Raw genomic sequence first — 18,519 nt, forward strand, 5'->3', positions numbered from 1 at the left:
GTCGTGCCGGCGGGTCGTCCGTCAGCGGGTCGCGACGCCGGGCTCGGCGGCGAGGCTCAGCGCGAGCCCGGCGCCGTCCCGGTCCACGACGACGGTGTCCCCGTCGGCGACGTCCCCGCCGAGCAGCAGCCGGGCGAGCCGGTCGCCGATCTCGCGCTGCACGAGGCGGCGCAGCGGGCGGGCGCCGTAGGCGGGGTCGAAGCCCTCCAGCGCCAGCCACTCCCGGGCCGCGTCGGTGACCTCCAGCGTGATCCGCCGGTCGGCGAGACGCCGGGCGAACGCCTGGACCTGCAGGTCCACGATCCGGCCCAGCTCGTCCAGGCTCAGCGCGTCGAACAGCACGACGTCGTCGAGCCGGTTGAGGAACTCCGGCTTGAACGCCGCCCGCACCGCCGACATGACGCCCTCGCGCTTCGCCGCGTCGTCCAGGGTCGGGTCGACGAGGAACCCCGAGCCGAGGTTCGAGGTCAGCACCAGGATGGTGCTGCGGAAGTCGACCGTGCGGCCCTGACCGTCGGTGAGGCGGCCGTCGTCGAGCACCTGCAGCAGGACGTCGAACACCTCGGGGTGCGCCTTCTCCACCTCGTCCAGCAGGACGACGGAGTAGGGCCGGCGCCGCACGGCCTCGGTGAGCTGGCCGCCCTCGGCGTACCCGACGTAGCCCGGAGGCGCCCCGACGAGCCGGGCGACGCTGTGCTTCTCGCCGTACTCGCTCATGTCGATGCGCACCATGGCGCGCTCGTCGTCGAACAGGAAGTCCGCGAGCGCCTTGGCGAGCTCGGTCTTGCCGACGCCGGTGGGGCCGAGGAACAGGAACGACCCGGTGGGACGGTCGGGGTCGGCGACGCCGGCGCGGGCGCGCCGGACGGCGTCGGACACCGCGCGCACGGCGGACTGCTGCCCGATGAGCCGCTGGCCGAGCACGTCCTCCATGCCGAGGAGCTTCTCGCTCTCGCCCTGGAGCAGACGACCCGCGGGGATGCCGGTCCAGGCCGCGACGACCTCGGCGACCTCGTCCGCGCCGACCTTGTCGGCGATCATGGGCGTCTCGTCGGCGACGACCTCGGCCTCCTCGAGGGAGGCCTCGGCCTGCTCGGCCTCGGCGAGCTCGCGCTCGACCTGCGGGATCTCCCCGTAGAGCAGGCGGGCGGCGGCCTCGAGGTCGCCCTCGCGCTGGAGCCGGTCGGACTCGGTGCGCAGCTCGTCGATGCGGGCGCGCAGGTCGCCGACCCGGTTGTGGCCCGCCTTCTCGGACTCCCAGCGGGCGGTGAGCGCGGCGAGCTCCTCGCGCCGGTCGGCGAGGTCGGCGCGGAGCCTCTCCAGCCGGTCGGCGGCGGCGGCGTCCCCCGAGTTCTGGGTGTCCTTGAGGACGACCTCCTCCATCTCCAGGCGCGTGACGACGCGCTGGAGCTCGTCGATCTCGACGGGCGAGGAGTCCATCTCCATGCGCAGGCGCGACGCGGCCTCGTCGACGAGGTCGATGGCCTTGTCGGGGAGCTGGCGCCCGGGGATGTACCGGTCGGAGAGGGCGGCGGCGGCCACGAGCGCGGAGTCGGCGATGGTCACCTTGTGGTGCGCCTCGTACCGCTCCTTGAGGCCGCGCAGGATCGCGACGGTGTCCTCGACGGACGGCTCGCCGACGAAGACCTGCTGGAAGCGCCGCTCCAGGGCGGGGTCCTTCTCGATGTGCTCGCGGTACTCGTCGAGCGTGGTGGCGCCGACCATGCGGAGCTCGCCGCGGGCCAGCATCGGCTTGAGCATGTTGCCCGCGTCCATGGCGCCGTCGCCGCCGGCGCCCGCGCCGACGACGGTGTGCAGCTCGTCGATGAACGTGATGACCTCGCCGTCGGAGGCGGTGATCTCCTCCAGGACGGCCTTGAGGCGTTCCTCGAACTCGCCGCGGTACTTGGCGCCCGCGACCATGCCGACGAGGTCGAGCGCGATGAGGCGCTTGCCCTGCAGGGAGGTCGGGACGTCCCCGGCGACGATGCGCTGCGCGAGGCCCTCGACGACGGCGGTCTTGCCGACGCCGGGCTCGCCGATGAGCACGGGGTTGTTCTTGGTCCGGCGGCTCAGCACCTGCACGACGCGGCGGATCTCGGCGTCGCGGCCGATGACGGGGTCGAGGCGGCCGTCGCGGGCCCGCTGGGTGAGGTCGCTGCCGTACTGCTCGAGCGCCTTGTACGTGCCCTCAGGGTTCGGGCTGGTGACGCGGGCGGAGCCGCGCACGGCGGGGAGCGCGGCGCGCAGCGCGTCGGCGGTCGCCCCGGCGGAGGTGAGGGCCTGCGCGGCGGACGACGAGCCCGCGGCCACGGCGATGAGCAGGTGCTCGGTGGAGACGTACTCGTCGCCGAGCGCCTGGGCCTCCTGCCCGGCGGAGGTGAGCACGGTCTGGAGCGCGCGCGACGGCGACGGCTGGGCGACGCTGCCGCCGCTCGCGGTCGGCAGGGCGACGAGCGCGGCGCGGGTCGCACGGCCGACCTGCTGCGGGTCCGCGCCGACGGCCTCGAGCAGCCCGACGGCGACGCCGCCCGTCTGGGCGAGCAGCGCACCGAGCAGGTGGGCGGGTTCGAGCTGGGGGTTGCCGGCGGCCGACGCGGTGGCGACCGCGTCGCCGATGGCCTGCTGCGACATCGTCGTGAACTTCGTGTCCATGGATCCTCCGGTGTCCGTCGTCGTGGTCTACGGATGCCAACGGGTGCAAAGTTGAGTCTATTCCACTCAACTTTCGTCCCGCACCTCCCCGCTCGCCGGGCGTCCGGGACCCGGGGCGGGGATGACGGACGGGGCACGGTGCGGGATGCTGGAGGGGTGACCCACCTCACCACCGCCGCCGGAGCCGCTCGCCAGCGCACCCGCCGCGCCCTCGCCGCCCTGCTCGCCGTCACCGGACTGCTCGTCCTGGCCGGCTGCATGAAGATCGAGATGAACATGACCCTCACGGAGGACGACTCCGTCTCCGGGACGATCGTCATGGCCATCTCCAACGAGGTCGCCGAGTCGATGGGCATGGACGCCGGCGAGCTGTGGGACCAGGCCGGTGGCGAGATGGGCGCCGAGCTGCCCGACGGCGCGTCCCAGGAGCCGTACGCCGACGACGAGTACACCGGCACCACCTTCACGTTCGAGGACCAGCCGATCGAGGAGTTCTCCGGGGCCGACGAGGAGCTGTCGATCGCCCGCGAGGGTGACGAGTACGTCGTCTCGGGCGTCATGGACCTCAGCGAGGGCGCGGAGGGCATGGAGGGGTCCCAGGAGATGCCGCAGGAGATCCTCGACACCTTCCTCGTGACGATCGCCGTGACCTTCCCGGGCGACGTGACCGAGACCAACGGCACCGTCGACGGCACCACCGTCACCTGGAACCCGGCCTTCGGCGAGACCACCGAGATGTCGGCCCGCGGCTCGGCCGTCGCGGGCGGGGGCGCCGCCGGCGGCGGTACGGAGCCGGGCACGGAGGCCTCCGAGGGCTCCGGGGCCGGCACGGACACCGGCAGCACCGACGCGCAGGACGTCGCGGCGACGGACGACGCCGGCTTCCCCTGGTGGATCGTGGGCCTGGTCGCCGGGCTCGCGGTGATCGGCCTCGTGGTCACCCTGATCGTGCGCAACAACCGTCGACCGGAGCCTGCCGCGGCGCCGCAGGGCGACGTCTTCGGGTCCCTGCCCGGCCAGCAGGCGCCCGGCCACGGGTCGCAGCCGGGGCAGACGCCGCCCGCCCCCGGCCAGAACCCGCCCAGCGTCCAGCCGGGCCAGCCGCCGGTCGACCCGTACGACACCAACCCGCGCTGACGGCCGCCCCGTGACCTCCGCACGCGACGACACCGCCCGCCGCCACGCCGTCCCGCCGTCCCCCGGGCCGGCGGACGGCTGGCACGACGACCTGCTCGGCCCGGGCTTCGAGGCCCGGGCCCTCCCCCTGCCCGGCGGCGCCGAGGCGACGCTCGTGCGGCACACGCCTTCCGTCGCACCCGGCGGCGCTCCTGCCCGTGTCGCGGTGCTCGCGGTGCACGGGTTCGCGGACTACTTCTTCCACCCGCACGTCGCCCGCGCGTTCGCCGCCGCCGGGCACGCCTTCTACGCCGTCGACCTGCGCGGGCACGGGCGGTCCTGGGACAGCCACGTCGCGGCGGGCGGTGACCCGAACCTGGTGCCGGACGTCGCGGTGTACGCGCAGGACCTCGACGCCGCCGCCGCCGAGATCCGTGGGGCGGGGCACGACCGGCTCGTCGTGCTCGGGCACTCGACCGGCGGGCTGATCGCCCCGTTGTGGGCGGCGGCGCGCGCCGGGCGGGCGGACGCGCTCGTGCTCAACAGCCCCTGGTTCCAGCACCACGCCGGGCTCCCGCTGCGCTGGGCGGCCGCGGCCCTGGCCGAGGTGCTCGCCCCGGTCGCACCGCGCGCCGTCGTCTCGCACCTGGGCGACGACTACGCCCGCGCCCTGCACCTCGACCACGGCGGGGAGTGGTCGTTCGACCCGGCGTGGAAGCCGCACGCCCCCTTCCCCGTGCGGGTGGCGTGGTTCCGGTCGGTGCGCCGCGCCCAGCGGCGCCTCGCGCGGGGCCTGGACCTCGAGATCCCCGTGCTGGTGCTCACCTCGGACCGCACCACCGCCTCCGAGCACCTCACGTCGGACACCGTGCTCGACGTCGCGCACATGCGCGCGATCGCGCCACGGCTCGGCGACGACGTCAACCTCATGACGATCGCCGGCGGCGCCCACGACCTGTCGCTGTCGCGCTCGCCCGCGCGCGAGGAGTTCCTGCAGGCCGTCGTCGAGTGGGTCGACGCGAGCGTCTGAGCCGGTTCAGCCCTCGCGGGCGTCCTGGGCCGACAGCGGCTCGGCGACGTCCTCCAAGGACCTCCGCTCGGCCCCGACGCCGAGGAACATCGCGACCACTCCCCCACCGATCATGAGCGCGGCGCCGATGTAGTAGCCCACGGCGATGCCGGTGATGTCCCCGGAGCTGCTCGCCGACTCGATGAGCCGCCCGAACAGCAGCGGGCCCGAGATACCGCCGACGGCCGTCCCGATCGCGTAGAAGAACGCGATGCACAGCGCCCGGGTCTCCATGGGGAAGATCTCGCTCGCCGTGAGGTAGGCCGAGCTCGCGCCGGCGGACGCGACGAAGAAGACGACCATGCCGAAGAACGTCAGGGTCCACGCCGTCAGGTCGCCGAGGACCAGGCCCGCCACGGCCAGCAGCACCCCGGACACGATGTACGTGGCCGAGATCATGCGCACCCGCCCGACGCTGTCGAACAGCGGTCCGAGAGCGAGGGCCCCGAGGAAGTTGCTCACCGCGAACAGTGCGATGTAGACGCCCGTCTGGTCGACCCCGAGGAACGTCTGGAGGGTGTCGCCGAACGTGAAGAAGAACGCGTTGTAGAGGAACGCCTGTCCGATGAACATCGCCAGGCACAGCACCGTGCGGCGCGGGTAGTCGCGGAACACCGTGCGGGCGACCCGGGCGAGGCTGATCGTGCGGCGCTGCTTGACGGTGATGTCGGCGTCGGGCTCGGCGAGGTCGCCGCCGTGCTGGTCGACCACGCGCTCCTCGATGTCCGTGACGATCCGCTCGCTCTCGTCCTCGCGGCCGTGGATGAACAGCCAGCGAGGGCTCTCCGGCACGTTGCGGCGCACGAACAGGATGCACAGGCCGAGCACGGCGCCCAGCGCGAAGCAGAGCCGCCAGCCCAGCCACGCGGGTACCAGCTCGGGGTTGAGCAGCGGGATGGTCAGCAGGGCTCCCCCGGCCGCACCCAGCCAGTACGACCCGTTGATGAGGATGTCGATGCGCCCGCGGTACTTCGCCGGGATCAGCTCGTCGATGGCGGAGTTGACCGCCGCGTACTCCCCGCCGAGCCCCATGCCGGTGAGGAACCGCATCGCGTAGTAGTACAGGGGGTTCATGGAGAACGCCGTGAGCACCGTGCCCACCAGATATACGGCGAGGGTGAGGATGAACAGCTTCTTGCGCCCGAACCTGTCGGTCAGCTGCCCGAACAGCAGCGCCCCGAAGCACGAGCCGGTGACGTAGACGGCACCTGCCAGCCCGATGTCCGCGCTCGTCAGCCCCAGTCCGTCCGGCCCCTTGATGGCGTCGGAGAGGTTGCCGACGATCGTGACCTCCAGGCCGTCGAGGATCCACACGGTGCCCAGTCCGACGACGATCATCCAGTGCCACCGGGACCACGGCAGACGGTCGAGGCGTGCCGGGACGTCGGTCGTGATGGTGCGCAGCGGTGCGCTGCTCTTCGTCGAGGCCATGCTCCGGTTGTACGCCTGGGCATCCGTCTTGGCATCCCGAGCCCCGGTTGCGCGCTCGCCCGGGGCGAGCAGCATGGTGATGGTGCAGCCTCGTCGAACGCGCCGCAGGTCCTCTGCAGCGCTCGTGCTGCTCGCCACGGCGGGACTCGCCGGGTGCGGCGCCGGCGAGGACGCGGACGTCGCCGGTGTCGTGACCCGTTTCTACACGGCCGTCGCCACGACGGACGGCGAGGCCGCGTGCGCGGCCCTCGCCCCGGACTCCCGGTCGGAGGTCGTCGGCACCGACCCCGACGGGCGCGCCTGCCCGCAGGCGCTGCTCGCGCCGGAGGGCCCGGGGAGCGTCCTCGTCAGCAGGGCCGCCGACGCCACCGTGCTGGAGGTGCGACGGGCCGGCGGGCAGGCGCAGGTCGTCACCGAGACAGACACGGTCTTCCTCGCCGTGGACGGCACGAGCTGGGTCGTCACCGCGGTGGGCTGCGACCCGAGGGGCGAGCGCCCCTACGACTGCGTGGTCGAGCCGTGAAGGGGCCCCGGGTGTTGTTCGTCACCACGCTCGTCCTGGTGGCGCTCGGGCTGCTGGCCGCCGCGCTCGTCGCCGGGCTGCAGCGATGAGCGGGCGGACCGGCGCGCGCCTGCTGCGCGAGAGCTCGCTCGGCCTGTCCTTCCTGGCCCTGTTCCTGCTCACCCTGGCCGGCCACGCCTGGGCCGGGCACGCCCGCCACGACCGGGAGCAGGTCGCGGCCGGTCTCGATCCGCTCCGACTGGGCGACTACCTCACCTCCTCGGCGTTCTGGGTGGACGTCACCGAGAACTGGCAGTCCGAGTTCCTGCAGTTCCTGCTGTTCATCACCCTCACGGTCTGGTTCGTCCAGAGAGGCTCCCCCGAGTCGAAGCCGGTCGGAGCGGCGGGGCGCGAGTCCGACGCGGAGCAGCAGGTGGGCTCGCACGCCCGCGCCGACTCGCCGGCGTGGGCGCGCGCCGGCGGGTGGCGGCTCGCCGTCTTCTCCAGGTCGCTGACGCTCACGATGGGCGCGGTCTTCGTCGGCTCCTGGCTCGCCCAGGTCTTCACCGGTGCGGTCGCGTACAGCGAGGAACAGCTCCGCGGGCTCCAGGACCCGGTGACCTGGACCGAGTACGTCCTGCTGCCGGACTTCTGGGACCGCACCCTGCAGAACTGGCAGTCGGAGATGCTCGCCGTGCTGGCCATGGTGGTGCTCTCGGTGTATCTGCGCGAGCGCGGGTCGCCGGAGTCGAAGCCTGTCGGTCAACCGCACGACAGCACGGGCGTCGAGGGCTGACGGCAACCACCGTCGTGTCCGATTCCCGCTAGCCCGGGATGGGGTGCGCGGGCGACGATGGACGGCATGAGCACCACGCCCGCCCTCTTCGACGAGCGCTACCGCGTCATCACGGCGCGCGACGTCCGGTTCGACGGGCAGTTCTTCACCGCCGTGCGCAGCACCGGGATCTACTGCCGCCCGTCCTGCCCGGCCCGCACTCCCCTGCCCCAGAACGTCACCTTCTACCTGACGAGCGCCGCCGCGCACGACGCCGGGTACCGGGCCTGCAAGCGCTGCCTGCCGGACGCCGCCCCCGGGACCCCCGCGTGGGACCTGCGCCGCGACCTCGCCGGGCGCGCGATGCGGCTCGTCGCCGACGGCGTGGTGGACCGGGAGGGCGTCACGGGGCTCGCCGCGCACCTGGGCTACACGCCACGCCACCTGCACCGGGTGCTCGTCGCCGAGCTCGGGGCCGGGCCCCTCGCCCTCGCCCGGGCCCAGCGCGCCCAGACCGCGCGGACCCTGCTCACCAGCACCGACCTGCCGGTGGCCGACGTCGCGTTCGCCGCCGGCTTCGGCAGCATCCGCCAGCTCAACGACACGGTCCGCGAGGTCTTCGCCACGACGCCCACCGAGCTGCGCGCCCGGCGACGGACCCCGACCGTCCGCACCGGCACCGGCGGGGACGGCGCTGGTGCCGTGGACTCCCCGGCTGCCGGTGCACCGGGGCGCGTCCGGCTCGACCTCGTCCTGCCGGTGCGCGAACCCTTCGACCTGGCGGACGTCGTCGCCTACCTGGCGGCCCGGGCCGTCGACGGCGTCGAGCAGGCCGACCCGGCAGTCCCCCGCTACGCCCGCACGATGGCGCTGTCGCACGGTCCCGGCGCGGTCGAGGTCACCGGCGCCGGGCCGGGGCGGGTGGCCCTGCACCTCGAGCTCGCGGCGCTGGCGGACGTCGCCACCGCCGTCGCGCGGGTGCGTCGCCTCCTCGACCTCGACGCCGACCCCGTCGCCGTCGACACCGCGCTCGCCGACGACCCGGCCCTCACGGCCGCCGTCGCCGCCGCGCCCGGCCTGCGGGTGCCCGGCACGACCGACCCCCACGAGCTCGTCGTGCGCGCCGTCGTCGGGCAGCAGATCTCCGTGGCGGCCGCGCGCACGCACCTGTCACGCCTGGCCGCCGCGACGGGCACGCCCTACGACTCCGGCCTGCCCGGGCTGACCCGGCTCTTCCCGACCGCCGCGCAGGTGGCCGACGACGGGGCGGGGCACCTCGCGCTGCCCGCCCGGCAGAAGGACACGGTGACCCGGGCCGCGCGGGTGCTGGCCGACGGCGACCTCGCGGTGGACGTCGGCGCGGACACCGCCGCCCTGCGGGCCGACCTCGAGGCGCTGGCCGGCATCGGCCCGTGGACCTCGGGATACGTGGCGCTGCGCGTCCTCGGCGACCCCGACGTCTGGCTCACCGGCGACGTCGCGCTCCGCGCCGGCGCCCGCGCGCTCGGCCTGCCCGACCACCCCCGCGCGCTCGCCGAGCGCGCCACCGCGTGGGCGCCCTGGCGCTCGTACGCGGCCCGACACCTGTGGCGCGCCGCCGTCGGCGCCCGCGTCGCCACCACCCCGAGGAGGACCCCATGACCGCCACCACGACCCTCGCCACCGCCGACGGCCCGTTCACGATCCTCGCCGACGACGGCGTCGTCCTCGCCTCCGGCTGGACCGACGACGTCGCGGGGCTCGTCGCTCTCGTCCACCCCGGCCTGCGGCCCGACGACGTGGAGCCCGTCGACACCGACGACGCGCGGGTCGCCGCTCCCGTCGCCGCGGTGCGCGCCTACTACGCGGGCGACCACGCCGCCGTCGGGCGGGTGCCGGTGCGGCAGCGGTCCGGGGAGTTCCGTCAGCACGCCTGGGACGTGCTGCGCGACGTCGCCCCCGGCGACCCGGTGACGTACACCGAGTACGCCGCCCGCGCCGGTCGGCCCGCGGCGGTGCGCGCCGCCGCCGGGGCGTGCGCGCAGAACGCGGCGGCACTGTTCGTGCCCTGCCACCGGGTGCTGCGCTCCGACGGCACCCTCGGCGGGTTCCGCTACGGGCTCGCCGTCAAGGAGTCGCTGCTCGCCCGGGAGCGCACCGCCTGAGCGGCCCGGTCCTGCGGACCCGACGACCTCAGCCGAGGTCCTCGGGGGCGAGCAGGAACTCCGCCTCGTCGGCGATCTCCCCGCCGACCGCCCGGTGGAGCGCCGCCGCCACCCGGCCCACCAGGTCGGACGCCCGCTTGCGCGCCACCACCAGGGACGGCTGCGGGAACTCCATCTGCGCCTCGTGCAGGTCCGGCGGGTCCCAGACCACGCGGTAGCAGATCGCCCCGTTGCCCGCCCACGGCAGCTCCTTGACGAGGAGCGGCAGGACCTCCTCGCCGTTGACCTCGACCGTCACGTAGCCGTCGTGGCCGAGGTCGATCGTCAGGCCGTACCCGTCCAGCACGACCGGCGCCTGGAGGGCCGCGATGTCGACGTCGTCGGCGCGGGCGTGCAGCTCGCGGCGCAGGTCCGGGTCCATCTTCTCGCCCGGGTACAGCGGCTTCTCCGCGATCCCGGCGGGCGGGCCCTGGTAGTCGGCCCCCTGAGTGGCCAGCACGACACGCGGGTGCACCGCCTGCAGGACGCGGTGCGCGGCCTGCGGGTCCAGCCAGATGTCCGACCAGACGGTCAGGTCCACCGACGCCCCCGGGTCGGGGGTGAGCACGACACCCGCGCCGGCACCGCGTCGGGTCGCCTCCGCCGGGTCGAAGATCCCCGCGACGTCGAGCCGGACCGACCCGCCGAGCCGGCGCGCCGCCGCGACCAGCCAGGCGACGACCCGCTCCTCCTCCCGGTTGGGCAGGGCGCCCGGGAACGCGCGGGCCAGGCCGTCGCGGTCGCCGCCGCCGGGGTAGGGCGGGTCGTCCCACCGTTCGCGGGGCGTCACGACGTCGAACACCATCGCCGTGCCGCCGGGGACCCCGAGCTCGAACCCGTCGCCCTGCGGCGCGTACGGCCCGATGACGTGGCTGTGCCGGCTCAGGCGCAGCACCCCCGGCTCGCCGGGTCCGGCGATCCGCCCGGCGGGCAGGTCGGCGCCCGGCAGGTCCGACGGGACGACGTCCCAGCGCGTCCCGCCGAACCGGGACAGCGCCAGCACCTCCACCTCGTCGACCATGACGTCGTCCGGCACGGCGAGCAGGTGCCGCGCCTGGTGACCCTGCGTCGTCGACCTCGGCAGGCGAGGCAGGGGCGTGGGGGTGGACCGGGCCATCTGGCGCAGCTCCTTCCGGGACCGTGGCGTGCTGACGTGCGAGGTCACCGTACCGGCGCGCCGCGCCGCCGCATACCGCCGTCGTCCGTCCCGGTGGTGCCCGCTCATACGTCGGTGCGGTGGAAGGACTGCCACGACCGGCTCGCCGTCGGCCCCCGCTGGCCCTGGTAGCGCGAGCCGTAGGCGTCCGAGCCGTACGGGTGCTCGGCCGGGGACGACAGCCGGAAGAAGCACATCTGGCCGATCTTCATGCCGGGCCACAGCGTGATCGGCAGCGTCGCGACGTTGCTCAGCTCCAGCGTGACGTGCCCCGAGAACCCGGGGTCGATGAACCCCGCCGTGCTGTGGGTGAGCAGACCGAGCCGGCCCAGGCTCGACTTGCCCTCCAGCCGGGCCGCGACGTCGTCGGGCAGCGTCACCGCCTCGTAGGTGGAGCCCAGCACGAACTCGCCGGGGTGCAGCACCAGCGGCTCGCCCGCGTCCACCTCGACCAGCCGGGTCAGGTCCGGCTGCTCCTGCGACGGGTCGATGAACGGGTACCGGTGGTTGTCGAACAGCCGGAAGAACTTGTCCAGGCGCACGTCGACGCTGGACGGCTGGATCATCGCCGGGTCGTCGGGGTCCAGGACCACCCGCCCGGCGTCGATCTCGGCACGGATGTCGCGGTCGGAGAGCAGCACGTGGACACGGTAGCCCGCCGCCCGGCCGCGCGCGGCCCACGTCTCGCCGGCAGCCCGAGTCTCGCCGACGAGCGTCTCTGGATGTCGCGTTCCGGCCGCTGATCCCCGACGTTCAGAGACGCTCGACGCGCGGCCGGGACGAGCCGGTTCGGTCCAGCGGCCAGGTTTGGGTATGATCACCGGTGCGCGCATCTCGACGGTCCGCCAGGACCGCAGGGACGACCGTGCGGGTGTAGTTCAATGGTAGAACTTCAGCTTCCCAAGCTGATAGCGCGGGTTCGATTCCCGTCACCCGCTCCAGCACGAAGCCCCCGGCCCATGGGCCGGGGGCTTCGTCGTTCCCCGACCCGGCCGCCGGCACGAGGACGCCCGCCGCCGGGTGTCCCTCCACGACGCCCGCGCGTCGCACGGCTAGGTTCGTGCCGTGGAGACGACCGCGCACGGCGGGTCGGCATCCCTCGCCGGCTCCGACTACTGGTGGTACCGCACCCGCGCGCGCCTGCTCCGGACGGTGCTCGGCCCGTACGCCGACGGCGCGGGCGACGTCCTGGACGTGGGGAGCGCGGACGGCCCCAGCGTCGCGTGGCTGCGGGGCCTGCACCACCACGTCACCCTGGACATCGACCCGCGGGGTCTCACGCCGGGCTCGTGCGTGTGCGGGTCGGCGACGTCGCTCCCCTTCGCGGACGCCACGTTCGACCTGGTCGGCGCGTTCGACGTCCTCGAGCACTGCGAGCCCGAGGACGCCGTCCTGGCCGAGGTCCGGCGGGTCCTGCGCCCGGGCGGACGCTTCCTGCTGACCGTGCCCGCCTACCAGTGGCTCTGGAGCGACTTCGACGTCCGGAACGGGCACGTCCGGCGGTACACCCGCGGGCGTGCCGTGGCGGCGCTGGAGGACGGCGGCTTCGAGGTGCGCCGGGCGACCTACGCGTTCGCCGCGACGTTCCCGGCCTTCGTCGTCGAACGGCTCGCGCGGCGGGCCCGCGGGCTGGTGCGGCCCGACGACGGACGTCCCGCCGACGTCGTCCGGCTCCCGCGGACCCCGCCGGCGGTCGACCGGGTGCTCATGGCGCTGGGGTCGGTCGACGACCGGGTGCTGGCCCGCCGGGACCTCCCGTTCGGCTCATCGGTCGTCGTCGCGGCCCGCCGGCCCCTCGCCTGACGCGGGGTCCTCGTCTGACGCGGGGTCCTCGTCGCGCGCGGGTGCGGCGGGGCGCCGGAACGAGAAGTACAGGTGGGCGAAGTAGGTGGCCACGACCGTCAGGGCCAGGGCGACCACCTGCGCGGGCAGGACGGGCAGGCCCGCGAGCTCGACGAAGGCGGGCAGGAGCACGGCGTTGACCGCGAGCGCGCCGAGCTGCACGCCCACGAAGCGGACGAGGTCGAGCCAGACGTCGCCGCGCACCCGGAACACGAAGCGGCGGTGCAGCGTGAAGCCGACGGCGATGCCCACGGCGTAGGCGAGCACGAGCGCGCCGAGGTAGCCGACGACGTCGCCGAGGAGCTGCTCGAACAGCGCGAACGACGCCAGGCCGACGAGCGTGTTGACCGCGCCGACGGCGAGGTACGCGGACTCGCGGCGGCGCAGGACCGCCACGGCGCGCCGCCACCACGGCGGTCGGGTCCGGGGATCGTCCATGGTCGCCGACCTCCGTCAGCCGGCGACGAGGAACAGGGCGCCGACGACCACGACCCATCCGACGGCGAGGACGAGCTGCGTCCGCCGCAGGGCCGTGCTCGACGCCGCAGGGTCGGCGGGGGCGAGGAGGCCGGCGATCGCGATGCCGAGCAGCGGGACGAAGACCGGCCAGTACCTCCCGCTGGAGACGTGCACGAACGGCTGGGACATGAGCAGCGCGAGCAGGAGAGAGGCGGTGACCACCAGGACCTGGGCGTCGGACCGCACGCGTCGTGGGACCAGCAGTGCGCCCGCGGCGACGGCGACGGCGCCGAGGTAGAGCCAGGTCGTCACGGTGATGTTCACCGTGTCGGGGGCTCGCTCGGGGGGCTTCTCGACCCCCTCCAGCGGGGGTCGGAACACGTGGTCGTAGCTGGCCGGGGAGAACGCGTACCGGTGGAAGTTGTCGAGCACGGAGGCGGCGTACCCCGACGGCGTGACGTCGCGCATCGCGTAGTCGCGCATCTGTCGCCGGACCTCCAGGGGGTTCTCCCCGGTCTGCTCGCCCACGGCCCGGGCGTAGCGGGCCATGTTCGTCCAGATGTTTCCCTCGACGCAGGGGCCGAAGCAGAGCTCGTCCCGGTCGCCGAACGCGTAGGCGAGCGAGAGGGACATCGTGGTGGTCGTCGTGACGGGTTCGCCGAAGGTGCGGCTCATGTGCGCGGACCAGGGCGCCATGAGCACCACGACGACGCCCACCGCCACCGCGCACGCGGCGAGGGAGCGGGCGAGCGCCCGGCCGCGCGTGCGCAGGAGGGTCACGACGACGAGCAGGACGAGGACGGCCACGACCAGGGGCAGCGTGCTGGACCGCAGGTAGAGCGCGACCACGAGGGCGAGCCCGAGCAGCGCGGCGTCGCGGAGGCGGACGACGCCGTCGGCGTCGAGCCGGCGCCACATGACGACGAGCAGGGGCACCGTCGCGAGGATCGCGAGGCCCGCCCACCCGTCCCCCCAGGCGCTGGAGCCGAAGAGTGCGTACATCGGGACGAGGCCCGGCACCACGAGCAGCACGGCCGCCGTGCGCCATCCGACCGTCCGGGCGACGACGGCCACGAGCGCGAGGAAGACGGCCGTCGACAGGACTCCGAGGTAGACGCGGACGGCGGCGTCGTCGGCCGCCGGGTCGAGCAGGAACAGCGGGGCGATGAGCAGGGGCATCCCCGGCATGAACCACCCGTTGCCGACGAGGCGCGCCTGGAGCTCGTCCGTCGGGACCTCGTCGCCTTGGACCAGCGCACGGGCGGAGTCGGCGAGGGCGCGGGCACCGGCGGTGTAGGAGACCTCGTCGCCGGCGAGCGGGGCCGGCAACGCCTTGTGCGCCATGACGACCCGCAGCGCCACGTTGAGCAGCACCAGCACGCCGACGACGACCACGGGCATGACGGGCCACCGCGTCCTGACCGCTGGGCCGTTCCCCGCGCCCGTCACGGGCGGCGGCGGGGCGGACGCGGCGGGGTGGACCCGGTCGGCGTCGGTGTCGGTCATGACGGTGCACCCCCCAGCACCGTGGCACCGTCCTGCGGCGGGTCGACCATGTCGATCGCCGGGCAGCCTCGCTCCCCTCGCGGGTCCGCGGCGTCCCGCGGCAGGTCGAGGCGGAAGGTGCCCTGCACGAGGGTGTCGGGCGTCGCGTCCTCGAGCGGCGTGACGTCGAACGCGACCGCACCGTAGCCGGGGGCCTCGAAGAGTGACCAGCCGTCCCGGGTGCCCAGCGAGGTGAAGCCGCCGTCGACGAGGCTGTCCGTGAGGCTCGTCGCGAGGTCGTCCGCGCTCCACCGGTCCCACTGGGCGACCAGGACCCAACGGTCCCCCACGACGTACTGCCGCATGACCTGGTGCCCGACGTCGATCCGTACCTCCTCGGGCAGCGGCCAGCACGGCCCGGCGAGCGGCGGGTCGAGCGCGGGCGGCCCCTGGTACCCCGCCGACAGGTCGGCGCACGACGCGGTCCCGAGGACGCACGTCAGGGTGGCCGCCACGGCGACGGCGCGGTGGAGCGGCCGTCGCCCGCCACGGTTCATCGGGCGGCTCCCGGGCGTCGCAGGGACGCCGAGACGTCCGCGAACGTGGCGCCGATGCCGCTCGCGAGAGTGGTCGTGGCGAGCTCGTCGACCTCGGGCCACACGGTCGACCGGAACCGGAGGTCGCGGGTCTGGAAGGGGGTGCTCGCCGACGTGCCCAGCACGATGGGCGCCCGGCGCTTGGTGATGCGGGAGAGCTCGCCGACGATCGTCGCGAGGGTGACCGCCGTCTGCGAGGCGAGGATCTTCACGACGACGGTGCCCGGCCGGACCTCGGCGAGCCGGTCCACCCCGGCCAGCACCATGCGCGCGGCGTCGCGCACGTAGACGTAGTCCCGCGCGGTGTCCAGGGACACGTAGATCAGCAGCGGCGAGCGCTGGACCTCCGCACGGCAGAGCTGGGTGATGATCCCCTGCGGCTTGCCCAGGTTCTGGCCCGGGCCGTACAGGTTGGCGATCCGCCCCACCAGGACGGTGGCGCCGGACCCTGTCAGTCGGCGCACCGCCGCCTCGGCGGCGAGCTTCGCCGTGCCGTAGGGCGACACCGCCAGGGGCGGCGTGGCCTCGGTGAACGGCGGGTCCGTCGACCCGGAGTAGACGCCGCCCGCGGACGACGCCAGGAAGACGCGCAGGATCGTCCCGGGGTGCCGGTCGCCGGCGGCGAGCAACTCGTCGACGAACGCGTCGAGGACGGCCACCTCACGATCGAGCGCGTCCTGCCCCGTGGCGACGACGCCGGCGCCGGCCGCCCAGAGGAGGTCGACGCGCCCGTACCCGCCCAGCAGCCGTTCGGCGTCCCGGGCCAGGGCCGAGACGGCGTGCGGCGGGTCCTGCCAGGGCACCTTGCTGACGTGGACGGTACGGCCTGCCGTCGCGGCGCAGCCGACGAGCTGCCTGCCCAGCAGGCCGCCGCCACCGACCACCCAGGTCACCCGACCGTCACGTGCCACGGCCGCTCCTGCCGAGGGGCCCCGCCTGGGGGTCGCTCATGATGAGGTACGGCGGCTTGCCCATCGCCATGTTGACCGCCACCCCGATGTACTCGGCGACGATGCCCAGGGCGTAGAGGATGAGTCCGGAGCACAGCAGGACGATGACGACGGTCGAGGTCCAGCCCTCGGGGACGTTCCCGCCCGCGAGCCGGTCGACGGCGAGGACGACGGCGAGGACGACGCCGAAGGTGGCGAACGTCGCGCCGATGAGGCTGACGACACGCAGCCCGCGGGTGCCGCTCGTCATCACCATCCGCCAGAAGTGGGAGACGAGCGTGCGCACCGAGTAGCCGGAGACGCGGTCACCCTCCGAGCGCATCGTCACCGGGCACGTGGTCACCCGGTCGGCGACCCAGCTCAGCGCGACGTCGAGGTAGACCCCCTGCCCGGCGTACGCGGCGACGCTGCGCCCGACCTCGCCGAGCACGAGGCGGTAGCTGTGGAACTTCGTCGCGTCGGCGTCCCCGCCCGAGAGCATGTTGATCAGCAGCTTGGACGCGCGGGACGTCGTGTTGCGGAACGCGGTGTGCGGAGTCTCGTTGCGCGGCGCCGCGTAGACGAGCGCCGACCTTTCCCGCAGCGCGGTGTCGAGGAGCGCTCCCACGTCCGCCGGGTCGTGCTGGCCGTCCTCGTCCATCGTCACCACCCAGTCGCCCGACGAGCTCGCGATCCCCGCGATGGTCGCGGGGTGCTGGCCGAAGTTCCGGCTGAGCCAGACAGGGCGGACCCAGGGCCGTCCCTCCGCGAGCTCGCGGATCACGCCGGCGGAACCGTCGGGTCCGCAGTCGTTGACGAGGATCACCTCGGTCACCCGGTACGGGTGTCCCTCGGGGGTGCGCTGCGTCTCCGTGAGCGGGGCGAGCTCGGCGACGAGTCCGGGCAGATGCCGCTCACCCCTGTAGACAGGGATGATGACCGACAGCGTGTGCTCCTGGCTGTCGCCTGACCGGGCGGCGTCTCCCATGGGGCTTCACTCTAGGTCGCCGTGGTCCCGGCGGCGCGGCGGCCCCGCGGCGCGGCGGTAGCGCGGCGGCCGACCTCAAGGGTGGCCGCCGTCGGGCAGGGCTACTCGCAGGCGACGCCGTCGCCGTCGCGGTCGAGGTGCCGGCCGTAGCCGGGGTCGCCGCGCCGGATCGGGTCGGCGCCGGCGTCGCGTACGGCGGTGCAGTTGTCGTAGCTGACGGCGGCCTCGGCGTCGTCGGCGGGCGCCTCGGTCTGCTCGTCGCTCGGCGCGGGCTCCGACGGCGGCGCGGCGGTCGCGGTCGGCTTCACCCTGATGGCGTCGGCGTCGGCCGGCAGCGGCTCGTCGGGGCAGCCGTCGAGCACGCGTGCCATGGCGTCCTGCTCGGCCTGGGTGACCCACAGCTCGTGGGTCTGCTTCACGGCGACCTGCCGGGCGACGTACGCGCAGCGCACCGCCTTGTGCGGCGGCAGCCAGGTCGCGGCGTCGCCGTCCCCCTTGGCGGCGTTGGTGGGGCCGTCGACGGCGAGGAGGTTCAGCGGGTCGTTGGCGAGCAGCTCGCGCTCGTCGGCGGACAGTTGCTGCGCGCCCTTCTGCCACGCGTCGGACAGGGCGACGACGTGGTCGATCTGCACGGCCGTGGACGTCGACTGCCCGCGCTGGAACGGGATCTGCGTGGCGGTGTACGGGTCGTCGAGGGTGCCGGTCAGGACGACGCAGTCGTGGGTGCCGGCCTTGAAGGTCTCGCCCGTGAGGTCGCGGGCGAGGATGTCGTTGCGGGTGTCGCAGCCGTTGTGGTCGACGTCCGCCCAGGCGGGGCCGAACTCGTCACGGTCGTAGCCGGTCTTCGGGGCGCGCCCCTTGACGGTGAGATCGGCGAGCGCGGCGCGGGCGGTTCCGGCCTCGGGCGTGCCGTCGTCGGACGCCTCGCGCGTGGGCCGGGCGCTGCCCGGCTCCGCGCCGGTGGCCGCCTCGTCCTTCGCCGTCGCCGTCGCCGTCGCCGACGCCGACGGCGACACGTCCACGACGAGCGAGGCGGCGCTGTCGACGGTGGCGCACCCGGTCAGGGCGAGCAGGGCGAGCAGGCTCGCGGTGACGATCGGCGTGCGGCGTCGCGCGGTGGGCCGGTCGGTCGGGTGGTGCGGTGCGGGCAACGCGGGCTCCGGTGCTTGTGGACGGACGAGGGCTGTGGACGGACGACGCCCATTGTGGGGGCTACGTCCGACAGGTCCTGCCCGAGCGGTGGTCGCGGACCGTCGCCGCGCCCGCCGGAGCCCGCTCGCCGCGCGCCCCGGGCAACCGCTGGTTACGCTCCCGAGAGAGGTCGAGGTCGACG

17 protein-coding genes and 1 tRNA gene are annotated in these 18,519 nt (G+C 74.4%); 8 read left to right on the top strand and 10 right to left on the bottom strand.

What is annotated here, in order from left to right; all coding sequences use genetic code 11:
* Positions 1–21: 21 nt before the first annotated feature.
* Entirely contained in the window at positions 22–2,655 is a 2,634-nt protein-coding gene (gene clpB, locus I598_RS10380) for an ATP-dependent chaperone ClpB (RefSeq protein ID WP_068202895.1), read from the bottom strand.
* 156 nt (positions 2,656–2,811) lie between these two features.
* Here clpB and I598_RS10385 point away from each other — a divergent pair, with 156 nt between their 5' ends.
* Both I598_RS10385 and I598_RS10390 read left to right on the top strand, forming a co-directional pair.
* Complete coding sequence (locus I598_RS10385; protein WP_068202896.1) at positions 2,812–3,792, top strand: LppM family (lipo)protein; 981 nt, start codon at positions 2,812–2,814, stop codon at positions 3,790–3,792.
* Between the two features lie 10 nt (positions 3,793–3,802).
* Positions 3,803–4,801: an alpha/beta hydrolase gene (locus I598_RS10390; protein ID WP_198155676.1), complete on the top strand. Its 999-nt coding sequence runs from the start codon at positions 3,803–3,805 to the stop codon at positions 4,799–4,801.
* A 6-nt stretch (positions 4,802–4,807) separates the two neighbouring features.
* Here the strand turns inward: I598_RS10390 and I598_RS10395 are convergent, their stop codons facing one another.
* Complete coding sequence (locus I598_RS10395; protein WP_068205200.1) at positions 4,808–6,271, bottom strand: MFS transporter; 1,464 nt, start codon at positions 6,269–6,271, stop codon at positions 4,808–4,810.
* A gap of 82 nt (positions 6,272–6,353) precedes the next feature.
* On the opposite strand from I598_RS10395, the gene I598_RS10400 reads away from it, so the two are divergent.
* From I598_RS10400 to I598_RS10415, 4 genes are all read left to right on the top strand, one after another.
* The gene (locus I598_RS10400; RefSeq protein WP_157557207.1) at positions 6,354–6,794 is read left to right on the top strand and encodes a hypothetical protein; all 441 of its coding nucleotides are present in this window, start codon (positions 6,354–6,356) and stop codon (positions 6,792–6,794) included.
* 85 nt (positions 6,795–6,879) lie between these two features.
* Positions 6,880–7,569 carry a DUF6766 family protein gene (locus I598_RS10405; RefSeq protein WP_068202897.1) on the top strand — a complete coding sequence of 230 codons (690 nt, stop codon included), beginning with the start codon at positions 6,880–6,882 and terminating at the stop codon, positions 7,567–7,569.
* 66 nt (positions 7,570–7,635) lie between these two features.
* Positions 7,636–9,189: an AlkA N-terminal domain-containing protein gene (locus I598_RS10410; protein WP_068202898.1), complete on the top strand. Its 1,554-nt coding sequence runs from the start codon at positions 7,636–7,638 to the stop codon at positions 9,187–9,189.
* Entirely contained in the window at positions 9,186–9,692 is a 507-nt protein-coding gene (locus I598_RS10415) for a methylated-DNA--[protein]-cysteine S-methyltransferase (RefSeq protein ID WP_068205203.1), read from the top strand. The genes I598_RS10410 and I598_RS10415 overlap by 4 nt, the downstream gene beginning before the upstream one ends.
* A 28-nt stretch (positions 9,693–9,720) precedes the next feature.
* Here I598_RS10415 and I598_RS10420 read toward each other — a convergent pair whose 3' ends face one another.
* Both I598_RS10420 and dcd read right to left on the bottom strand, forming a co-directional pair.
* Positions 9,721–10,848, bottom strand: a complete 1,128-nt coding sequence (locus I598_RS10420; protein WP_068205204.1) for a hypothetical protein — start codon at positions 10,846–10,848, stop codon at positions 9,721–9,723.
* Positions 10,849–10,952: 104 nt separating this feature from the next.
* On the bottom strand, positions 10,953–11,528 hold the full coding sequence (dcd, locus tag I598_RS10425) for a dCTP deaminase (protein ID WP_068202899.1): 576 nt from the start codon (positions 11,526–11,528) through the stop codon (positions 10,953–10,955).
* A gap of 226 nt (positions 11,529–11,754) precedes the next feature.
* On the opposite strand from dcd, the gene I598_RS10430 reads away from it, so the two are divergent.
* Together I598_RS10430 and I598_RS10435 are read left to right on the top strand one after the other, a co-directional pair.
* Positions 11,755–11,828: transfer RNA gene (locus I598_RS10430), tRNA-Gly, on the top strand.
* A gap of 124 nt (positions 11,829–11,952) precedes the next feature.
* Positions 11,953–12,690 carry a class I SAM-dependent methyltransferase gene (locus tag I598_RS10435; RefSeq protein WP_068202900.1) on the top strand — a complete coding sequence of 246 codons (738 nt, stop codon included), beginning with the start codon at positions 11,953–11,955 and terminating at the stop codon, positions 12,688–12,690.
* Here I598_RS10435 and I598_RS10440 read toward each other — a convergent pair.
* The 6 genes from I598_RS10440 to I598_RS10465 all read right to left on the bottom strand — a co-directional run bounded on the left by I598_RS10440 (position 12,652) and on the right by I598_RS10465 (position 18,337).
* Positions 12,652–13,167 carry a GtrA family protein gene (locus I598_RS10440; RefSeq protein WP_068202901.1) on the bottom strand — a complete coding sequence of 172 codons (516 nt, stop codon included), beginning with the start codon at positions 13,165–13,167 and terminating at the stop codon, positions 12,652–12,654. The genes I598_RS10435 and I598_RS10440 overlap by 39 nt on opposite strands.
* 15 nt (positions 13,168–13,182) lie before the next feature.
* Positions 13,183–14,694, bottom strand: a complete 1,512-nt coding sequence (locus tag I598_RS10445) for a hypothetical protein (protein ID WP_068202902.1) — start codon at positions 14,692–14,694, stop codon at positions 13,183–13,185.
* Positions 14,691–15,230: a hypothetical protein gene (locus I598_RS10450; RefSeq protein ID WP_068202903.1), complete on the bottom strand. Its 540-nt coding sequence runs from the start codon at positions 15,228–15,230 to the stop codon at positions 14,691–14,693. The genes I598_RS10445 and I598_RS10450 overlap by 4 nt, the downstream gene beginning before the upstream one ends.
* Positions 15,227–16,180, bottom strand: a complete 954-nt coding sequence (locus I598_RS10455; RefSeq protein WP_068202904.1) for an NAD-dependent epimerase/dehydratase family protein — start codon at positions 16,178–16,180, stop codon at positions 15,227–15,229. The genes I598_RS10450 and I598_RS10455 overlap by 4 nt, the downstream gene beginning before the upstream one ends.
* Complete coding sequence (locus tag I598_RS10460; RefSeq protein ID WP_198155677.1) at positions 16,170–17,186, bottom strand: glycosyltransferase; 1,017 nt, start codon at positions 17,184–17,186, stop codon at positions 16,170–16,172. Before I598_RS10460 ends, I598_RS10455 begins: the two co-directional genes overlap by 11 nt.
* Positions 17,187–17,287: 101 nt before the next feature.
* Complete coding sequence (locus tag I598_RS10465) at positions 17,288–18,337, bottom strand: GmrSD restriction endonuclease domain-containing protein (RefSeq protein ID WP_083973176.1); 1,050 nt, start codon at positions 18,335–18,337, stop codon at positions 17,288–17,290.
* Positions 18,338–18,519: the final 182 nt, after the last annotated feature.

The organism is Isoptericola dokdonensis DS-3 (assembly GCF_001636295.1).
Classification (GTDB): Bacteria; Actinomycetota; Actinomycetes; order Actinomycetales; family Cellulomonadaceae; genus Isoptericola; species Isoptericola dokdonensis.